The organism is Paenibacillus sp. FSL E2-0201 (assembly GCF_037963325.1).
Classification (GTDB): Bacteria; Bacillota; Bacilli; order Paenibacillales; family Paenibacillaceae; genus Paenibacillus_AQ.
Genome location: NZ_CP150154.1, coordinates 1,675,811 through 1,695,801, shown reverse-complemented (window position 1 = coordinate 1,695,801; position 19,991 = coordinate 1,675,811). Strand labels below are relative to the sequence as shown.

10 protein-coding genes and 1 pseudogene are annotated in these 19,991 nt (G+C 44.5%); 1 reads left to right on the top strand and 10 read right to left on the bottom strand.

Annotated elements, in window-relative coordinates:
- Positions 1 to 58 precede the first annotated feature (58 nt).
- The gene (locus NSU15_RS07565; RefSeq protein ID WP_339289793.1) at positions 59 to 691 is read right to left on the bottom strand and encodes a hypothetical protein; all 633 of its coding nucleotides are present in this window, start codon (positions 689 to 691) and stop codon (positions 59 to 61) included.
- Between the two features lie 84 nt (positions 692 to 775).
- Positions 776 to 983, bottom strand: a pseudogene (locus NSU15_RS07560) (sigma factor); the annotation flags it as partial.
- Positions 984 to 1,213: 230 nt separating this feature from the next.
- Between NSU15_RS07560 and NSU15_RS07555 the strand changes: the two are divergent.
- Positions 1,214 to 5,638: an endo-1,4-beta-xylanase gene (locus NSU15_RS07555; RefSeq protein ID WP_339289792.1), complete on the top strand. Its 4,425-nt coding sequence runs from the start codon at positions 1,214 to 1,216 to the stop codon at positions 5,636 to 5,638.
- Positions 5,639 to 6,013: 375 nt separating this feature from the next.
- Here NSU15_RS07555 and NSU15_RS07550 read toward each other — a convergent pair whose 3' ends face one another.
- The 8 genes from NSU15_RS07550 to NSU15_RS07515 form a co-directional block, all read right to left on the bottom strand.
- Positions 6,014 to 7,111, bottom strand: a complete 1,098-nt coding sequence (locus NSU15_RS07550; protein WP_339289791.1) for a serine hydrolase domain-containing protein — start codon at positions 7,109 to 7,111, stop codon at positions 6,014 to 6,016.
- Positions 7,112 to 7,322: 211 nt separating this feature from the next.
- On the bottom strand, positions 7,323 to 7,880 hold the full coding sequence (gene sigK, locus NSU15_RS07545) for an RNA polymerase sporulation sigma factor SigK (protein ID WP_331281371.1): 558 nt from the start codon (positions 7,878 to 7,880) through the stop codon (positions 7,323 to 7,325).
- 334 nt (positions 7,881 to 8,214) lie between these two features.
- Entirely contained in the window at positions 8,215 to 13,335 is a 5,121-nt protein-coding gene (locus tag NSU15_RS07540; RefSeq protein WP_052414508.1) for a glycoside hydrolase family 66 protein, read from the bottom strand.
- A gap of 221 nt (positions 13,336 to 13,556) precedes the next feature.
- Complete coding sequence (locus tag NSU15_RS07535; protein ID WP_231574065.1) at positions 13,557 to 14,675, bottom strand: LacI family DNA-binding transcriptional regulator; 1,119 nt, start codon at positions 14,673 to 14,675, stop codon at positions 13,557 to 13,559.
- A gap of 46 nt (positions 14,676 to 14,721) precedes the next feature.
- Positions 14,722 to 15,450, bottom strand: coding sequence for a ThuA domain-containing protein (locus tag NSU15_RS07530; protein WP_042125259.1), 729 nt, complete (start codon positions 15,448 to 15,450; stop codon positions 14,722 to 14,724).
- Between the two features lie 15 nt (positions 15,451 to 15,465).
- Complete coding sequence (locus tag NSU15_RS07525) at positions 15,466 to 16,515, bottom strand: Gfo/Idh/MocA family oxidoreductase (RefSeq protein WP_256715160.1); 1,050 nt, start codon at positions 16,513 to 16,515, stop codon at positions 15,466 to 15,468.
- 124 nt (positions 16,516 to 16,639) lie between these two features.
- Entirely contained in the window at positions 16,640 to 18,271 is a 1,632-nt protein-coding gene (locus tag NSU15_RS07520) for an alpha-glucosidase (protein WP_076107171.1), read from the bottom strand.
- 11 nt (positions 18,272 to 18,282) lie between these two features.
- Entirely contained in the window at positions 18,283 to 19,986 is a 1,704-nt protein-coding gene (locus NSU15_RS07515) for a glycoside hydrolase family 66 protein (RefSeq protein ID WP_339289790.1), read from the bottom strand.
- Positions 19,987 to 19,991: the final 5 nt, after the last annotated feature.

Below are 19,991 nucleotides of genomic sequence, written 5' to 3'. Positions count from 1 at the left end.
AAAAGACAAAAGACCGCCTTTTGTGACAAAGACGGTCTTTTGCCCTTATTCTAAAAACTTAATAAAAATGATGAGGTTCATTGATAAACAAAAAGTTATTAATGAAATAATAAAGGTTTCCCTTATCATCATAGAATATGTTGATCGCACCGGCTAAATTAATAGTTTGGACCTTCTGGAATGATTTAAGATCATAGATACCTTTTTTTCCCAATGCCGTATGATTCACTACATCCACTGCATAAATCAGTTCCGGGAACGTCCCTATCACTTCCTGCAGATTACCCATATTAAAAGCTTTATTCTTCGCTATAATCATTCCCTGACTTTCCACTAACAAAATCGGCGTATCCAGCGGGTCTCTATCCATATTCGGGTATCCCAAAATGGACTGGTCCTCTTTGACAAAACTGCCTTCCACATGAATGGAGTAGGCGTAGACATCTGAACCGGCAAATCCGGCATCCCAGCCATATTGACTCCAGTAAAAGAATTTACTGTTATCACTGGTGAATACCATCTCCCCGATCCCATTAATCTCCTTATTGCCGCTACTTGGCAAGAAAGTTACTTCATCAAAAACCAACAACGTCGGAGACCAGTCACCTAGTACAACATACAGACGGCCCGACTTGCTGTAAATATGGCGATCAGAGAAGTCCCGGGAATCTGCCGGATTGGGATACGTCAAGCTCCGAGTAACTGAATAGTCATTTAAGCTTCAGTAACCAGATTGTTAGCATCCTTATTCACAATAAACAATTGTCTGTCCAAACGGATCGTGAAGCGATACGTCCTTCCGGGTCTTTTTCAGTGATTTTAGGTGCATCAGGATTTCATTTTCGATACAACGGGCGGCAAAAGTGGTCAGCTTTGTGCCTTTGTTTGGACGATAACTCTCAATGGCTTTGATCAGGCCAATTGTTCCGATGGAGATTAGATCCTCCATGTCTTCCCTCCCCAGTATTATCGAATTTCTTAAGGTTGCGGACATGGGTGCGACTTCAATATCATAAACGCGGCGTCTTGGCGAGATAGATATGTATTTTTCTTTCTTTTGTAAATAACTAAAAAAAACAAGGATTCTTCTTTAATTTGAGAGTATTAAGTCCTTAAAGTCCAATGCTATAATCTGGGCTATTAGGAGGTGAGTTCCAAATATTTATGTAAGCGCTTCACGTTATTCCAAAAAATCGCTGAAGGGGATGCATTAATGAAGAAATCGTTTAGGCAGGTTGTTTCCGGGTTACTCGCAGCGGTCTTACTTCTTCCAGTCGGCTTGATGGCTCCGGTAGTCAACGCAGCAGATCTGGCAGTTGCTAATTCGAAAACTGTATATCAAGAAACTTTTAAGGATGTACAATCGGTAAAAGACACCAAATTAACCCAATCTGGTAATCCAACACTGGCAATTGTCAATGGCAAGACGTTTGATGGAAATACCGATGGAGCAGCTTTATCTGTAAACACCCGCTCCAAAAGCTGGGACGGCGTAGATATCGCCTTCGCGGATATGGGCTTGGTAGTTGGCCAAGAGTATACTGTAACAGCCTCCGTATATGTTGACGATAATGCTAACCCGCCGGTAGCCGGCAAAGCCGTCTTGGAAATTGTAAGCAATAAGGGATCAACGGACGTTAATAATAAAGAGGGATACACTCAAATCTATTCCTCTGATTTCAAAGCGGGACAAGGCGTTACACTAGCCACCGCTCTTTCCGTTACCAGTGTTGAGAATACAGTGCTGCGGATCAAGTCTGATGATGCTGGTCAGGAGGTTCCCTTCTATATCGGAGAAATCACCGTCACCCAGGCACAAGCACCTGTTCAGCCTACTGTAGTCCTTAACCAGAGTTTTGAAGACGGAAATACCGGAGGCTGGAGTAAGCTGGGTTGGGGATCCAATGGTAAAACAGCGGTCGTGGACGAACTAGCCTCCCATGGCACCAAATCGTTAAAATTCTTCGAACGGGCAGATGAAAAAGCAATTCCTGCTCTCGTACTTACTGACATTATGAAATCCGATCGTAAGTACGACATTTCTCTTAAGGTTAGACTTGGATCAGGTGAAGGCGATTTCCATCTGGGATCCAAGATTGATTCCGAGGTAGCAAGTAACAAATATCCTTGGATCATCGGCAACAAAAAAGTAAGCGCTTCAGATTGGACGTTATTTGAAACGAAAGGCTTTGAAATTCCATCTCAAACCAAGGAAGTCATTATCTTTGTTGAACCATCCGGCAATACTTTGACCTCGGACATTTTCATTGATGAAGTCATCATCACCGATGTGACCCCTGGCCAAACCCCACCGGAGGTTGTAGATAAGACAGGCATCTCTGCAGACTTTGAGAATGGCTTGGATGGCTTTGGGCCACGGAATGGCAAAGAAACGGTGAAGCTTTCCCAAGAAGCTAACCATACGCCTAACGGAAAACAAAGCTTGAGTGTTACTACTACTGCACAATATGATGCAGCCTTAGTCAAGGCTACCGGAAAAATGGCAAAGAATCACGAGTATGAGCTGTCAGCTTGGGTGAAAATGGCACCTGGTGAGTCGCCTACAACACTTCGTATTAGTGTTCAGTATGCGGACAGCGGTTTTGCAAACGTTTCACAAAATGCAACCGTTACCGATTCAGAATGGGTAGAGCTCAAAGGCAAATATACGCTCACCACTACCCCAACGGTACTCAATGCTTATATTGAGACAGCAAACGCAGACGGTGGCAATCGTACCTTCTACTTAGATGACTTTGTTCTGAGATATTTGGGCCCGGTAGCTGCGGCACCTCCAATTCAAGAAAATCTCCCTAACCTCAAGGACATTTATAAGGACGAATTCTTGATCGGTAACATTGTTAACCCGGCTACCTTTGACGAGACCAGGCTCAAGCTTCTGACGAAGCACCACAATATCGTCACGTTTGAGAATGATATGAAGCCGGATTATGCATATGATGCCAACAGAAACTTTGATTTCACCGCAGAAGATGCTCTGGTTAAAAGGGTACAGGATGCCAATCTGGACATTGCCGGTCACGTACTCGTCTGGCATGCACAGTCACCTTCATGGCTGCATACCGCTGCTGATGGTAAACCGTTAAGCCGCGAAGAAGCTCTGAATAATCTGAGAACACATATCCAGACCGTAGTGAAGCACTTCGGTAACAAAGTCATTTCCTGGGACGTTGTCAACGAAGCCATGAACGACAACCCGGCTAACCCGACAGACTGGAAAAATGCTCTCCGCAATTCCGGCTGGTTACAGGCCATTGGCCCCGACTTCATCGAGGAATCCTTCCTTGCGGCAAAGGAAGTCATTGACGAAAACGGCTGGGATATCAAGCTTTACTATAACGATTACAACGATGACAACCAAAATAAATCTACAGCCATCTACAGCATGGTGAAAGAACTCAATGAGAAGTACGCTGCAGCTCATCCCGGCGAACAACTCATTGACGGAATTGGCATGCAGGCCCACTACAATTTGGGCACCAGATTGGAAAATGTCAAATCGTCCCTCGAGCGTTTCATTTCTTTGGGCGTAGAAGTTGTTGTTACTGAATTGGACATCATGGCAGGCACCAACTCTACAATCACTACCAAAGAAGCGAAACAGCAGGCCTATCTGTATGCCCAACTAATGGATCTCTACAAGAAGAACAGCAAGCATATTCCGCGTGTCACCTTCTGGGGATTAAATGACAGCACCAGCTGGAGAGCCGAGCAGAATCCAACCTTGTTCGACAGGAATTTCCAAGCAAAAGAGGCATTCTACGCGGTCACTGACCCTGAAAAGTTCATAGCGGAAAATCCGCCTGAAGAGCTTGAATACAAGAAATCCAGCGCTTATTATGGAACACCTGCAATCGACGGATCCGTAGACAGCGTATGGAGCAACGCTCCTGAAATGAAACTGGAGACCAAGCAAATGGCCTGGTCAGGTGCTACAGGAACAGCAAAAACACTCTGGGATGACAACAATCTATATGTGTTGGTCCAAGTCAAAGACGATAAGCTGGACAAATCCAACCCGAATGCTTGGGAGCAGGATTCCGTGGAAGTGTTCGTCGATGAGAACAATGGCAAGACTTCTGCTTTCCAAGACGATGATGGGCAATACAGAGTGAATTTCGAGAACGCGGCTTCTTTTAATCCTGAGGAAATTGCTGCAGGCTTCGAATCAAAAGTCTCTGTTTCCGGTACCAACTACACGGTTGAAATGAAGATTCCTTTCAAAAAGGTTAAACCTGCGAACAACGCCAAAATTGGCTTCGATGCGCAGATCAATGATGCTAAGGACGGCAACAGAATCAGTGCGAACGCATGGAACGATCCATCCGGTCAAGGATACCAAGATCCTTCTGTATTCGGAGAATTAACGCTGACTGGCAAACCTTCTCAAGACAATGGCAATGGGGGAAACAGCAATGGATCCGGTACTCCATCCACCGATACGGTCCACAATAACAACGGTGTGGTGTCCATTCTGCCTGCTGTAAAAGTCGAGAACGGAACAGCCACCGCAACAGTTTCAAGTGCCAGCCTAAATAAAGCGATAGATCAGGCTTCTCCAGGTGCGAATGGCAAGAAACAGGTTACCATCGAGATACCGAAGCAAGCAAATGTGCAATCCTATGTTGTACAATTGCCTGTTTCAAGCCTGCAAAGCAACAGCAATGTTGAGTTTATCCTTAAGACAGACAATGCTGAACTTCTTATTCCGTCGAACATGCTGTCTAATATGACAGGGCAAGCGGATCAAGTATCCATTCAGATTAAGAAAGTCTCGGGGGATAGCTTGAATACAGGAGTTCGCGGAAAAGTGGGTAGCCGTCCGATTATCGATCTTAGTGTAAAAGCTGGCGACACTGTTATTGCTTGGAATAACCCAGCAGCCACTGTAACAGTATCCATTCCATATACAGCTACGGCACAGGAGCTTGTCAATGCAGATCAAATCGTGATCCTATACATTGACAGCCAAGGACAGGCAACAGCTGTGCCAAGCGGACGCTATGATGCGAAGAGCGGTTCGGTTGTATTCAAGACAACTCATTTCAGCACCTATGCTGTAGCCTACGTAACTCATTCCTTTACCGACATGCAAAATATACAGTGGGCGAAACAAGCGGTTGAAGCCATGGCTGCACGTGGCGTAATCATGGGAATCTCTGAGGATACCTTCGCGCCTGCGGCTTCTATCACGAGAGCAGACTTTATCACCCTGCTAGTTAGAGCGCTTGAATTGAAAGGTTCCGGCACGAATGCGGCTACCTTCAGTGATGTACAGCCTACAGCTTACTATGCGCAAGCTGTAGCTATTGCACGGGAGCTCGGAATTGCATCAGGATTTGAGGACAATACATTCAAACCGGGCAGCAGCATTACCCGTGAAGATATGATGGTTCTTACAGCAAGAGCCCTGAAAGCAGCTGGTAAGCCATCTGTCGGAAGCGGAAATCTGACTTCTTATTCCGATGCAGCAAGCATTTCCACTTACGCCAAGGACAGTGCAGCTTTCCTTGTAGGAAGAGGAATCATCAATGGCAAGAACGATAAAATTGCGCCAGCCGATTCATTGACTCGCGCTGAAGCAGCAATGATTCTTTATCGAATCTGGAAGATGTAGAATTAATTTTTATCCCTCATAAGTGAACTGAACCCCGAATAGTTGACACTTAAAAAAAGTGGACCCTATTCGGGGTTTTTCTACAAAAGTACTGAAGAACAATTATTGCATCCCATATAGCACTCTGGTTTCACATCTTAGCTTTCAAAGTAGGCTTCGACAGTTTGTTGGATCTGGAAATCATATATTTCTTGTATATCAATCTACTTGCCTTACCCAAACAAGCAACTTGCATATTGGCAAGTTGCTGAAAATAAGCACTAATGTAAATATTTGTATATAACCTCCGGTGTTATCGAATTTCTTGAGGTTATGGACATGATACGATGTCAAAAATAATTGCTTATTCCTCGTTATATCATCAAACTGTAAGGCCTATTCCTCCGAATCAAGCATGCGTAACAGCACATCTCTCATTTCCCCAAGGTTGATTCCCTCTGCATTGCTGAGCAGAATGACCGCTGTCCCCTGAGACATATCTCTCCAAATCTCAGAAGAGAAACCATTGATTGCCCCATTATGTGCGTACACCATCCCCATTGGATCGGGTATCCCCCATCCCAATGCGTATTCATCCAGATTCGGTTTGCGCATCGCTTCCCATGATGCATCACTGATGATTGTCCCGTTCTCGAGCCCTAGAAGCCATTTATAAAGATCTTGTACAGTGGAATATATACCGCCAGCTGAATAAGGGACGGTCATATCGATAGGCCGGGCTATCTCAGAGATGTCGGGAGTAATAAGTGAATACCCAACAGCAATATCTGTATGGTTGTTGTCTTTTGTTAAATAACCTGATCTTTTCATATCGAGAGGTGTAAAAACATGCTCATTCAGATAGTCGCCATACGACTGTCCGCTAACTTGCTCAATCACGGCACCTAGCAGCACATACCCGGAGTTACTGTAAGAATATCGGCTGCCCGGTTCAAACTCTAGTGACTTGTCTTTGAATTTAGCAATTAGATCGTCAACGCTAATTTTAATGTTTATTGATTTTAGAAAATCCGGGGAATTGGTATAATTGGGGATCCCGGATGTGTGGGTCAACAAGTGGTAAAGTGTGACTCTATCATTAGGGTAATCCTTAATATATGTATTTACGGGGTCGTCGACACTCAGCTTACCGGCCTCTTGAAGCTGTAAGATAGCTGCAGCGGTAAATGCTTTAGTAAGCGAACCGATTTGATGGATAGTATCTCGTCCATTAGGTAGGTTATTATTATAGTCCGCCATATTGTATCCCTTGGAGATTATAACCTTGTTATCTTTGACGAGAAGCACAGATCCCGAATAGTTCTTGGACATATACTGATCAAGCTTTTCTTCAAAGGCATTCTTGTGGACTATTTCATTCGCTTGCGGCATCGTATCATTAATACTGTTGACGCTGTTGACACTATTGTCTGAACAGGAAACTAGTACAAAAACTAAACCGAAGATAGCAACGAATTTAAAATAATTTGACAAAAGAATATCCCCCCTATAAATACATTGATTTCTGCTTTTAATAAGCAATCCGCTATCGAGTTCCCATCAACTTTCACCTTAAAATATACCGTACGTTATGCTAGAATTCACGTTCCAATTATGTAAAAAAAATCGCCTCGCAAGCATAAGCTTGCAGGACGATTTAGTAGATATTTCTGGACTACACGCTGGAGATACAGTTCCTATTCCCTTACCGCTTCGCCTTATAAAACTCATGATACAGCTTCATCAGCGCCCTTTTCTCTATCCTCGACACATAACTCCGCGAGATCCCTAGCTCCTTCGCAATCTCCCGCTGCGTCCTCTCTTCCCCGCCTGTATCCAGTCCAAACCTCCCCACAACAACCTCTTTTTCCCGATCATCCAGAATATCAAGGTTACGATATATCTTGCTTTTCTCGATCTTCAAATCCACTTCTTTAATGACATCATCCGCCTCGGAGCCTAGGATATCGATAAGCGTAATTTCATTACCTTCCTTGTCTGTCCCAATTGGATCGTGCAGAGATACATCTTTACGAGTCTTCTTCAAGGATCTTAGGTGCATCAGAATTTCGTTTTCAATACAACGGGCAGCAAAAGTGGCCAGCTTTGTGCCTTTGTTCGGGCGGTAGCTCTCGATGGCTTTAATCAGGCCAATGGTGCCGATGGAGATTAAATCCTCCATGTCTTCTCCGGTGTTGTCGAATTTTTTGAGGTTATGGACATGATATGATGTCAAGTTTATTAGGTAACTCGAGTGTTCGATCGTACAAAACAGTATTCACCACCCTAATTTCCCTCCGAAGCTCCTACCAGTAGTTTTAGGCAACATTCTTCGCTTTCCGAAAAATAAATCCAAATCTATCGTCGCGGCGAGTAAACGATTCCTAATCTTCTGAAAAGGTGCCTGCAATTCAAGCATCTTTTCTTCAAAGCGGCCTCCTAGACCTGAATTGTCAGCAGCACTATGATACTCCATACCTTGTCCGTATGACCTGAGGGCTAGTAAAAAGCGACCACAAGTAAATGAATCTTTAAACAGAACAGCTAGTAAAAAAGAAGCGGTAACAATTTCTGCCGCTTCTTTAAATTAATAGAATCTATCGGTTTATCAGATTCAGTATCCGATCAATTGCTTGTGCAATCTCTGCACGGGTGCTTGGGTTCAGAGGAGAAAACTGACCGTCTGTATTTCCTACAAACAATCCAGATGAAGTTGCGAGACGTACCGCCAGCCGAGCCCATTCAGCAATATCTGAAGCATCAGAATACTCAGCAGTAATATTGCCTGCAGCCTGTCCTCCGGCATATTGATACGCCCGTAAAAGCAAGACCGCCAATTCCTGGCGTGTGACAGGTGCATCAGGTGAGAATTTCTCCGCTGTCCGACCATGAATTAGTCCGTTGCTGTAAGCGGCTGATAACTCCGCCGCGTACCACGAGGAGTCAGGCACGTCTGCAAATACAGCCTTGTCTCCGCTAGTCTGAAGACCCAGCGCACGCACCAGCATAACTGTAACTTCCGCCCGTGTAATGCTTACGGATGGAGAATAATGATTCGCTGTCCTGCCAGTAACGACGTGTTTGGCCACCAGTGAAGATATTGCTTCGTAAGCCCAATGGGTACTAGGCACATCGGAGAATGTCTTCAACCTCTCATAAACAGCGAACTCACCTTGATTGTTCAGTTGGGCCTGCAGGGTGCCGGCAGAAGAATCAAATACTCCCCCTGCGTAACGGTATAGCCCATCTCCTTGTTCTTTGATGTAGAGCCCCAACAACTTCCCCTTAAGCTTAGCATTCGTTACCTCTAGTTTCACAGTTGCTTGCAGACTTAATCCCGGCGTCGCTAAGCTTTTTCCGTTTTTATCTTTGATTCCTAACACGAGTGTGTACACCTTGCTTTTCAGAGTATACTCTTGAGAAGGGCTCAAAACACCGTTAGACGGAGCCCCCGCATTGCCTATTCTCAGCTCAACATAAGCCCCCTTACCGCTAGAATCTGCCGCGGCAATCTCCTTCAGCTTGTCTGCCTTCCAAATCATTGAGAGTCCATCTGTTTGGATGACCAAATTGCGTGAGCCAATTAATTCTCCAGCATTTAGCGGTAGTAGTATGGATTTGACCTGCTCATTCAACACAATATTAACAGTTTCTCCTTGAGCGGATTTCAGCTCCTGCTCGGTGATCATCCGTGTTTCACCCATCTGCACCGCAGTCGCTACCGGCGCTACATCTGCAGAAGTTCCTGGCTTTGCCGGATTTGTTGGCGTTGGTGAAGGTTCTGGAGATGGTGAAGGTTCGTTCCCTGTATCTGGGAACAGCTTCTGAACCTCTGACTGCCGCGGTTGATAATCCACCACAAGCATCGTCCAGTATTCGACGCTTGGAACATTCAACACAATCTGATCTCCATCCCAAGTGTAATCCAATTCCTGCATCGTTCCCCCGTTTTGATCAGGGGTTGCCGCAAAAACCTTGAGTCCAGAAGCATCTTGAGCAGACAGTCGAACCGGATAAGTCACTTGCAAATTGTGCTGCACATCCGGCTCATTGGCTGAGTTTCTCCAGTTAGAGTCATTGTTCAGCAGGTTCACCAGATGGACTACATCATAGGATTGATAACGCTCGTTCTTATTGTCAGATCGAACGGTGTACCATAGCGTATTTTCTGAACCGTCTCGGCTCAGCTCGACCTGCTGTCCGGCGGCATCTTTGACAGCAATCTCTCTATCATTGACTGCCTGGCTGTCATACAAGAGATTTTCATATGCGGCAAAGAATTTGTAATAATCCTTCATTATTGTCTTGGTGCTCTGATTCATCTTTTTACTGCGGTTCGGATAATACTCGTTGGCAAGCATATTGGGCCCTTCAGCGATATGATCGGCCGTCCCGAGTTCAATATGAGTTGCCCCCATAACTGAGAGCGCAGCGTCCATTAACCGAACGGACGGCTCGTTGAAATAGCCTGTAGTCACACCTCGGAGCTGGATCATGCCTGGAGTGTCATCCTCTTCCATTTTCAGCGTGATCTTGTGGTTGCCTTCTTCCATATACGGTACAATCACATAGGCCTCTTCGGAATAATCGTCCAGACTGCCTGTGCCGTTAAATGCAACATCAAGATCATTGCCATTGCTGTCCTTCGCCCGTACGCCATCAATATAAAGGGAACGGTTTGTATACTCTCCGGCATTGGAGTACGTAAAGATCAGGCTTTGTTCTCCCGATTGAGGAATGGATACCGGATAAGTAACCTGCTGCCCTACCTCGCTGAAGTTGAGTACCGTATCCTTATAAAGGGAGAAGGCCGAATCATTTTTCTCCTGAGTGGATTCCGCTTCGTACATTCTGGTTATTGCTTCCGGCCCATCACCGGTTACTTTCAGTTTGTCCACTTTGATACCACTGTCTGTCCCTTCCGTCATTTGAATCACAATCTGATTCCACCCTTGAACCAGGGAAATTCCGGTTTGGACTGTTTCCCCCCATTGGCTGCCTGACGTTGGTGCAAAAGATGCCAAAGTTCCTGCAGGATCGCCTGAATACACGCTGCGGCTGACTGTTGCTGCTCCATTATTCTGATAGACCCAACCGAGTGTATACAGTCCAGCTTCAACCGCATTTACATTGAATACTATCCGGTCATTCTCATTGTTGAACTCCGAGACATAACCGACAACCGCAACTACACCATTCTTCATTTCTGCGTCGCCTGTACTGTATTCATAATCACCGGCGACAATCCCGCCAACATTAATATACTGTCCGGAGGATTCCATCTTCAGTGTAATCTTGTGCTTCCCGGGCGGAATGTTTACGAACAACTCTTTTGCTTGCATAGGACCATCCCATTCTCCCGGCGTCTTAGCAAAAGTTATATTCTGGGCATCCGGAGCAGGCTCTCCATCAACAAGCACCGACATAACCGGACTGTTGCCTCCATGGTACATAACCGTCAACGTGTTCAGCTGCTGTTCGGCATACACCGAGTATGTTACCGTCTGGCCGCTTTGGCCGAAATTGTCAGTTTTGCTCTCCGTGAAAGTAACGCTGTTGGTCTGCGGCAGTTCAGCTTCAGCTGCTTCATATCGCTGTCCATTAAGGGCCATATAGCGTAACTTAATACCCAAGTCATCTTTGGGAGCCTTCAGTGTAATCGTGTTGTCGCCTGCATTCAGATAGACGCTTGCCATATTCTCCTTGCGGGCAAACTTTGTCCAGTCTCCCTGTCCAAGGAAAGAAACTTCGCCTTGGGATACATTGTTGACCATGAGTGTACGGCTGACTTCCTGCCAATCGGAAGCGTAACTAAATCCGAGCGGGTAGTTACCCTCAGTAGGAACCTGTACATGGAATGTCACATAATCATTTTTGGTATCAAAATAGTAAACATGGCTGTACTGGTCCACCTTTACGGTATCGAGTTTTGCATCCACTGCATCGTAAGATTGCTTAATGTCTTGTCCTTGCACCTCGAGACTATGCAGATTAAGCCACAAACTGTTCGTATTCAGTGTAAGCTTAACCGTATTGTTACCTTCCTTCAGCGTTGCCGTCACTTCGGCTGTCGCCGAAGGATTCCCCCAACCGGTGTTAGCACTGAATGGAATTGCAGCAGCCGCAATTTCATTGTTAACAGTAAGCTTTCCTTCAGGGTAACCTGAGCCGTTACCCTGTCCATAATGGAGAAGAAGCTTATACATACCGGTGGCAGGCGCATTAACCGTAAATGTAACCGCATCCGTATCCTTGCGACCGAAATTCCCCACCCAGCTGTCCTGAACTTTGGAGATCCGGGATTGATAATTTACAGCAGCAGGAACATCCTCGGCTTCCGTTCCACGTGTTTTCACACCTGTAGCCTCTTTCATATTCATATAACCCGCAATTACCATTGCCTTGCCGCCGTTTTTCGCCCGTGTATCCTCCACTACCTTCTGAAGATCACTGTACTGATTACGGTCATGCCATATTTCGCTGTAATCAAAGTCCGTCTTTGTATCCGGATCTGGCACAGCACTGTAATCTAAATTCCCTCCCACCATGTTGAATGTGACATCACTTTTTGCCGGATTATTTTCTACCAGTGATTTTTTAACCGAGTTTATCAGCTTGTCATAATCCAGGGAATAATAGCGTTTATTTCCATTGTAATCATAGAGATGACTATTATCATTGGCTCCCCATTGGTCCAGATGGATGCCGTCAAATCCAAAGACATTTACAGCACGGTCAAACTGTTTGGTAATATAATTCTGCCACTCTACATTCCCAGGATCCTGAAGATAGAGGGCTGTTTCTTTACCGTTGAAATCGAAGTGATAACCGTTTTGGCTCTGCTGCGGATTGGTTTTATCAATATTTTCACTGCCATAAAGCCCCCACTCCGGACTAACGCCATAGTCTTCATAATTTTCCCGAGCCGCATAGTTCATCTCATAAGCCATTGCCGCTGAGCCGTATTTCTGGGCAGCCTCTACCTGCTGTTTAATCGTAAGCGGATACAATTCCCGGTTTAACAGATCCAGATAATGAGTATCAGCGTTGATCTCCTCATCGACAAAATTTCCTTCACTGTCCTTTAGCGGTTTACCATCTGCATCAGTTTTGGAGTAAACGGACACATCGTGTCTCCACATCCAGTCATAAAATTGATAACCATTAAGATAATAATCTTGTGACAACTGTTTTAGTTTGGCATCACTCTGCGCTGCAGTCTCACTGCTGAATTCACTTGTGTACCCGTATCTCGGGTATCTCTTCCAGTCACTTGAAACATCTATAGCCGCCGTAACATAATCATGATCAGCTGCTCCGCTTACCCACGCTTTTACCAGATAACCGGTAAAATCATCATCAGGGGTCTTCCATTTAACCGACAAGTCACCTTGTCCTTTCAAGACGGTAATCGGTTTACTCCCTTTGGCGATCAGCGTATTCAGGTTGTAGATCTCAACGTTCAGCTTTCCCTGCCACTGTTCGTCATCCTTCAATTTGAGGATAAGTTCGGCCTCTTCACCTGGGGAATAACGAGCTTTACTGACCCCAAGGTATGTAATCGCTTTCAAAATTGACTGATTGCTTAATGTGCTCCCACTCTCATTGTCTGCATGCACCGTTGATGGTCCCAGCGGTCCCGCAGACAGAGGGAGTGCTAACTGCGCCGAAAGGATAAGTGTGAGTAATGCAATGTAAGGCTTCTTCTTGTTCACCATTATATTTCCTCCATCTTGTGATTTATTTAGAATAGGACACATTGCCCAGTCCTACTTCTATATTGTTTATGAAGCAAGAGTCTTTCCGTCAGCAATTAGATCAACCGTAGTATAAAAAACTATATTTTGACGAGATTTATATTTAGAAAACAACTTTATGTCACATCGTCTGAATGTCTCTGAAATGAATGTAAACGTTTACCCAATAAATAATATAAAAATCAAATTATTGTACGCACTGTTTCCCGCTCAACAATATAATGATTCATGAGAGTGCTGTTTGGTAATTCCAGAGGTTTTTCTATCAGAGATAATAACTTTTCCACCGCCAATCGCCCCATTTGATCCAACGATTGATGTACTGTCGTTAAAGGAGGAGATATAATTTTTGATAACATCAAATCATCGTAGCCAATCATAGAAAGATCCTCTGGTATTTTCAACCCTTTCTCAAAGGCCTTTCCCATGGCTCCAATTGCCATTTCATCACTAGCTGCAAATACTGCAGTAAACGGCGGGGCTTCACTCAATAGTTTTTCCATAGCCACACGGCCACTTTCCATATGAAAATCTCCGTAAGCTATTCTGGCCTCGTTAAATATAAATCCTTGTTCCTCGAGCGCTTGCCGGTAACCTTCCACACGAGGAATTCCCGCTATCATATCAGATGGCGTTCCAGCAATCATAGCAATATTATAGTGCCCTTTATTGATTAAATAGGAAGTAGCTTGATAGGCAGCAAGTTTATCATCTACTTTTACAAAAGGGATGGTGTACTTTGAAGAATATGCATTGACGAGCACTAAGGGAGTTTTCTTCTGTCGTAATTGAAGATAATATTCATCCTTCAAAACTTCGCTTGTAAATATTACTCCGTCCACTTGTTTTTCCTGGAGCATCTCCAGACAGTTTTTTGTTCTTTTGCCATCCTCACCAGTATTGCAAACAATGACCATATAATCCTTATCATAGGCAGCCTTTTCAATCCCATGAAGAATACCACAAAAAAAATCACTTGCTACGCTGGGGAAAAGCACTCCTAAAGTTCTTGTTTGTTTATTAATGAGTCCTCTAGCTACTCCGTTAGGATAATAACCCAGTTCTTCCACAGCCTGAAGTACATTGAGCTTAGTATTATGAGAGTAACCTTCTAGATTATGAATAACCCTTGATACTGTACATACTGAAACATTGGCTGCCTTAGCCACTTCTTTAATTGTTGGAGTAATGACACTTTCCTCCTTCTTGCGAATGCATTTAACTATAAAATAAACGTTTGCATAGTCTGAGCCCTTAATCTCAATAACAAACGACTCGCCCTCCTTATCAAGGGAGAGCAAAGTCTTGACACAAAATAATCATGATATGGTGACCATTGTTCACGCTTTAAGGAATAAGTTCCAACGGGGCTACACGTCCGTAAGAAACTTTAGGAAGTTCATCTTTTGCCGCCCAACGAATGCTGTTACTAATGACTTGAAGTACCTCAGGCTGGTGGTATACCGGGAAGGTCTCATGCCCTGGTCTGAAGTAAAAGATATTGCCTTGTCCTCGCTTGTAGCAGCATCCGCTACGGAACACCTCTCCGCCTTCGAACCAGGAAATAAAAATAAGCTCATCCGGCGCCGGAATCTCAAAACGTTCACCATACATTTCTTCCTTGTTAATTTCAATATACTCTCCAAGGCCCTTGGCAATCGGGTGTCCCGGCTCAATGACCCAGATTCGCTCCTTCTCACCTTCATCACGCCATTTCAGAGCACCAGTATTGGTACCCATTAAAGATTGGAATATTTTGGAGTTATGTCCAGAGTGGAGAACGATTAATCCCATGCCATTTAGCACCTTTTGACGTACCTTTTCCACAATTTCGTCACTAACCTCATCATGGGCTAAATGCCCCCACCATAACAATACATCTGTTTGTTCTAGCACCTCATCAGTTAATCCGTGTTCGGGATCATCCAGAACCGCTGTTTTTGCTTCCATATCTTCTTGTGTGTTCAAATAGTTGGCAAGTGCCATATGAATACCATCTGGATATATAGCTTTAACTTCTTCGTTGTGTCTTTCATGGCGGTACTCGTTCCATACTGTAATTTTGATTTTAGACATGATATGCCCTCCCCGTTATATTGAAATCCACCGTTGTTCAGTTAATGAGACAATAATTGAATCAATGGCATGTTGGTTTATATATCCGTCTTCCATATTGGCGTCGCATCCGTCGCCCTGTCCATTAACCAGATTAATAAAAGATGTCATTTGATCCACATGAAATTCTTCAGGAATATCTACTTTTATGAAGACCTCGCCGCCATCCTCAGAAGACTTAACATATAGTACATCCTCTTCTTCCAGGTTATAAAGAATCGCTCCCCGATCGCCGAAAATTTCCACTTGCTGAAAGTTTCCCCGCCCGAATGCGAATCTCGAAATGGCCATCGTGGACGAGGCTCCCCCTTCAAGCCGAGCCAGCACATGACAGAAATCATCAACATCCACCTCGCCCATGCCATCGCCTTCAAGTAGGGTGCGATCCTTGATAATCGTATCGGCATCTGCCATCACCCGTTCTACATTGCCCACAAGAAAACGTTGAAGGTCGAGCAAATGCGAACCTAAATCTCCAAGCGCGCCTGAACCGGACAGCTTCTTTCTGAATCTCCAGACTAGCGGAAGCCGCTCGTTAAGCCCCCAGCCTTGTAAATACTGACCGTAGACATGCTTGATCTCTCCTATTTTGCCCTGATTGATTAACCATTTCGCATATCTTACTGCCGATTTGTACCGATAACTGAAACAAATCATATGCGGTAGATGAGCCTCAGCCAGCAGATCACGCAACGCGGCAGCTTCCTGTACATCGAGAGTCACCGGCTTCTCTAGGGCAAACGGCTTACGATGCTTGATTGCCTCACAGGCTATTTCAAAATGGTTATAATTCGGCGTAGCGATCGTCACTGCTTCAAGTTCTGGGTCCGATAACATTTCTTTGTAATTCAAATATCTTCGTGCTTCCGGGATATTAAATTGTTCTCCCCTTCTCGCTAGTACCTCTTCATTGCAATCACAAATCGCCCATAGGATCGCCTCTTCATTCGCCAACAGACCGGAAATATGCATGTCTGCTATTCCACCTAAACCAATTACACCAATTTTCAGCTTTGCCAATTTCACCACCCTATCCTTTCTCAAAAAAATCTTCCACCTCTGTTTCATGCTATTAACGAAATTCTTCTATATATAGAAGAATTTAATTATGAAGGCAGCAATACCAAAAACCTAAACCGGGCAAGTTAACCTACGCGAGTTTGACAGCAAATGCCTCATAAGGCTGTAATTGTAGTTGCTTAAATTCCACGTTATCTCTAGAATAATTGCAAATAATCATTTCTTTGACCGGCCCCAGCTCTGGTAATTCCAGCTTCGTTATTTCTCCACTAAAATTGGCTGCTATTAACCAGGTCTGTTCTTCATACCTCCGGAGATACATAAATACTTGATCCGGCACGCCCGCCACTAGTTCAAAGTCACCCCATACAACGATTGGGTTATTCTTCCTTAGTTCAATCAATTTACGGTAGCAGTGAAAAACTGAATCTGGATTCTTCAGATTTGCTTCCATATTAATTTCCGTATAATTTGGATTCACATGTAACCATGGCTCTCCTGTTGTAAATCCTCCGTTAGGACTACAATCCCACTGAATCGGGGTTCGGCCATTATCTCTTCCCTTCACATTAATGGAATTAATAATATCTTCTTTGCTGTACCCTTGGGCAATCCGTTCATGGTACATATTAATGGTCTCAATATCTTGCGCTTCGCTGATATCCTGAATCGGATAATTGGTCATCCCGAGCTCTTCACCTTGATAAATGTAGGGTGTACCCTTCATCAAATGTAGAAGAATCGCGAACATCTTTGCGCTCTCTACTCGATATTGCTTGTCGTCTCCCCAACGGGACACAATTCTCGGCAAATCATGATTGTTCCAGAACAGACTGTTCCAGCCCTCGTTTCCCAATTCAGTTTGCCATTTCGCCAGTACCCGTTTTAATTCGCTTACAGCCAAGGGCTTTAGATCCCACTTTTCTCCCCAATCCTGCTGATCCAGACCAATATGTTCAAATTGGAATACCATCGACAGCTCTTTACGGTCCGGATTGGAGTATAGCTTCGCCACTTCTGGAGTCGCTCCCCAAGTCTCTCCTACAGTCAGAACATCATGCTTTCCGAATGTCTCCCGGTTCATTTCTTGTAGATATTCATGAAGCTTCGGACCATTTCCTGTAATTTCCTGATCCGGTATTTTCCCGACCAGATCAATCACATCCATGCGGAATCCGCCAACGCCTTTATCCAGCCAGAAATTCATCATGTCCCATACCTCTTGCCGGACTTTACTGTTCTCCCAGTTCAAATCAGGCTGTCTGCGGCTGAACAAGTGCAAATAATATTGACCGCTCGCTTCGTCGAATTCCCAAGCTGATCCGCTAAATGTCGAACGCAGGGAATTGGGAACGCCGCCATCTACAGGATCCCGCCAGATATAATAATCTCTATAGGGATTGTCCTTTCCCTTACTTGCTTCAACGAACCAGGGATGCTCATCGGAGGTGTGATTAACAACCAAATCCATAATAATTCGAATGTTATGTAGCTTGGCTCTTTCGATTAAATCATCCATATCCTCCATGGTTCCGAATTCGGTCATAATATCCTGGTAGTCGCTGATATCATAGCCGTTATCGTCATTGGGTGATTTGTATACAGGACTAAGCCATATTGCAGTTATGCCGAGTTGCTTGAGATAGTCAAGTCTGTTGATAATTCCCCTGAGATCGCCGATTCCATCCCCGTTCGTGTCTTGAAAACTTCTAGGATAAATCTGATATATAACAGCTGTCTGCCACCATCTTGTATTATTCATATCACGCACTCCTATTCGCTTAATTTCACTACAACCATGGACCAAACCTCCAGAGACGGTAGAGTAAATCTGGCAGCTAGCCCTTGTCCATGAGGTACAATTTCATAATCCAAAAAACATACTTCTTGGTTATGATCATCAGGGCTGGCTGTGAAGATGCACTCAATCGGCTGTTCAATCAGCAATGTGCAGACAACTCCATCTTGAGTTTCAGGACGCTTTTTCTTGCCATGCTCCCAATAATCATCCTCAAGGCCAACAAGGTTAATTAGCTGTAAGATGTGATAACCTTGCATCCGTTTAATGATGGTCCATACGGAGCCAATATCTCCATTCGGTGCAAATGGCACTCTGCCTTCGAAGGTGATTTCGGTATTAACCCCTGCTGTATAGGTGTAGGACACATCTTCCAATTGCGTATTGTGTATCAAAGTACCAAACCGCACTATGAAATCATAGTAGCGTCTCACCTCAACGACAAATTCAGGCCGCATCACTGCATAATCGGGATAGTAAGGCATCGTCAGCATTCCATTATCCTCACCTAATAAGAGATGATATCCACCACTAGCAAATATAGATGCCATCGTTAGTAGCGCCCCGTTCTCAGCCCATTCCTTGTCATGTCCAGCTTTCGGGTAAAAAGAGGGAAGATAAGCGGAGAGGATAATCGGCTTGTCTTTATCCAATGATCTTGCATTATCGATAAGTCCTTTAAGCTCACGCAATCGGACTATTGGCGGCCATACTTCAATATAAAGTGCTTCCTGATCTGAAGATGCCGTTTTGCTAATGGGGTAATTACCCACATTATTGAATATGACCCCAGCCTCTGCTTTTATTTCCTTCACTGCCGCGCTGGTTCGATCAATAAGCGCCGGATAACATTCCGCCAGATCAACCAATTCTTCCCTTCCTTCGACCCTACGTATCCCTTTCTTTGGAAAACCGTATTGATCCATATGAATTCCATCAAATCCTACCTTTACTGCTTGACGGAATTGTTCAACAATATGATCAGTCCAAGGGGACCCTGGTGTAATGTCCATAATATAAAATAAGTCTATTAATTGAAACGGCTCACCTTGGCGATTATAAAGCCCCCATTCCGGCCGTGCTTGTAAAAAGTCCTTAAGGCTCGCGTATACAGCCCCATAGGCCAAGGCCGCCATCCCTTTATCGTGCAAGGCTGCCAATTTTTCACGAACAACTTTATAGGACATCATTCGACCCATCGGATCGAGAAATTCATCTTGATGCGGTACAAGATCATCATGTCGGTACATCCAATCATAGAACTGTATAACATTCAAATGGAATTTGTTCATACTTTTGACGTCACGTAATTCTTCGGATTCTTCCTTGCGAAAATCGCTTAAGAATCCATACCGAGGCGCCCGACTCCAATGATCGGCAATATCGTACGAAGTATAAGCTGTTGACACTGCAAATTTATCGTAAAAAACTGTAGCCTTGACCCCGTAACCAGCCCACTCGGTATCTTCAGTGAACAGGGGAATGCGCGCAATTTGTCTCAATCCTTTTTCCAGGCTGATCTCAAATGTTTCTTCAGCAACCTGCTTTTCTAATTTGTAGAACTCAACAACCAGTTCCAGAACCCTATCCTCTTGGGTCTCCAGCTCGACTATAATACTGCCTGCTTGGCCGGATTTGTACTGGGCTTGATCGGGATACATATCTATATAAGTCAGCATCGAAT

Bases quoted from the DNA above. Each gene is read 5' to 3' on its own strand.
- NSU15_RS07555 (WP_339289792.1), top strand. From the start codon at position 1,214: ATGAAGAAATCGTTTAGGCAGGTTGTTTCCGGGTTACTCGCAGCGGTC.
- NSU15_RS07540 (WP_052414508.1), bottom strand. From the start codon at position 13,335: ATGGTGAACAAGAAGAAGCCTTACATTGCATTACTCACACTTATCCTT.
- NSU15_RS07530 (WP_042125259.1), bottom strand. From the start codon at position 15,450: ATGTCTAAAATCAAAATTACAGTATGGAACGAGTACCGCCATGAAAGA.
- NSU15_RS07520 (WP_076107171.1), bottom strand. From the start codon at position 18,271: ATGAATAATACAAGATGGTGGCAGACAGCTGTTATATATCAGATTTAT.
- NSU15_RS07515 (WP_339289790.1), bottom strand. From the start codon at position 19,986: ATGCTGACTTATATAGATATGTATCCCGATCAAGCCCAGTACAAATCC.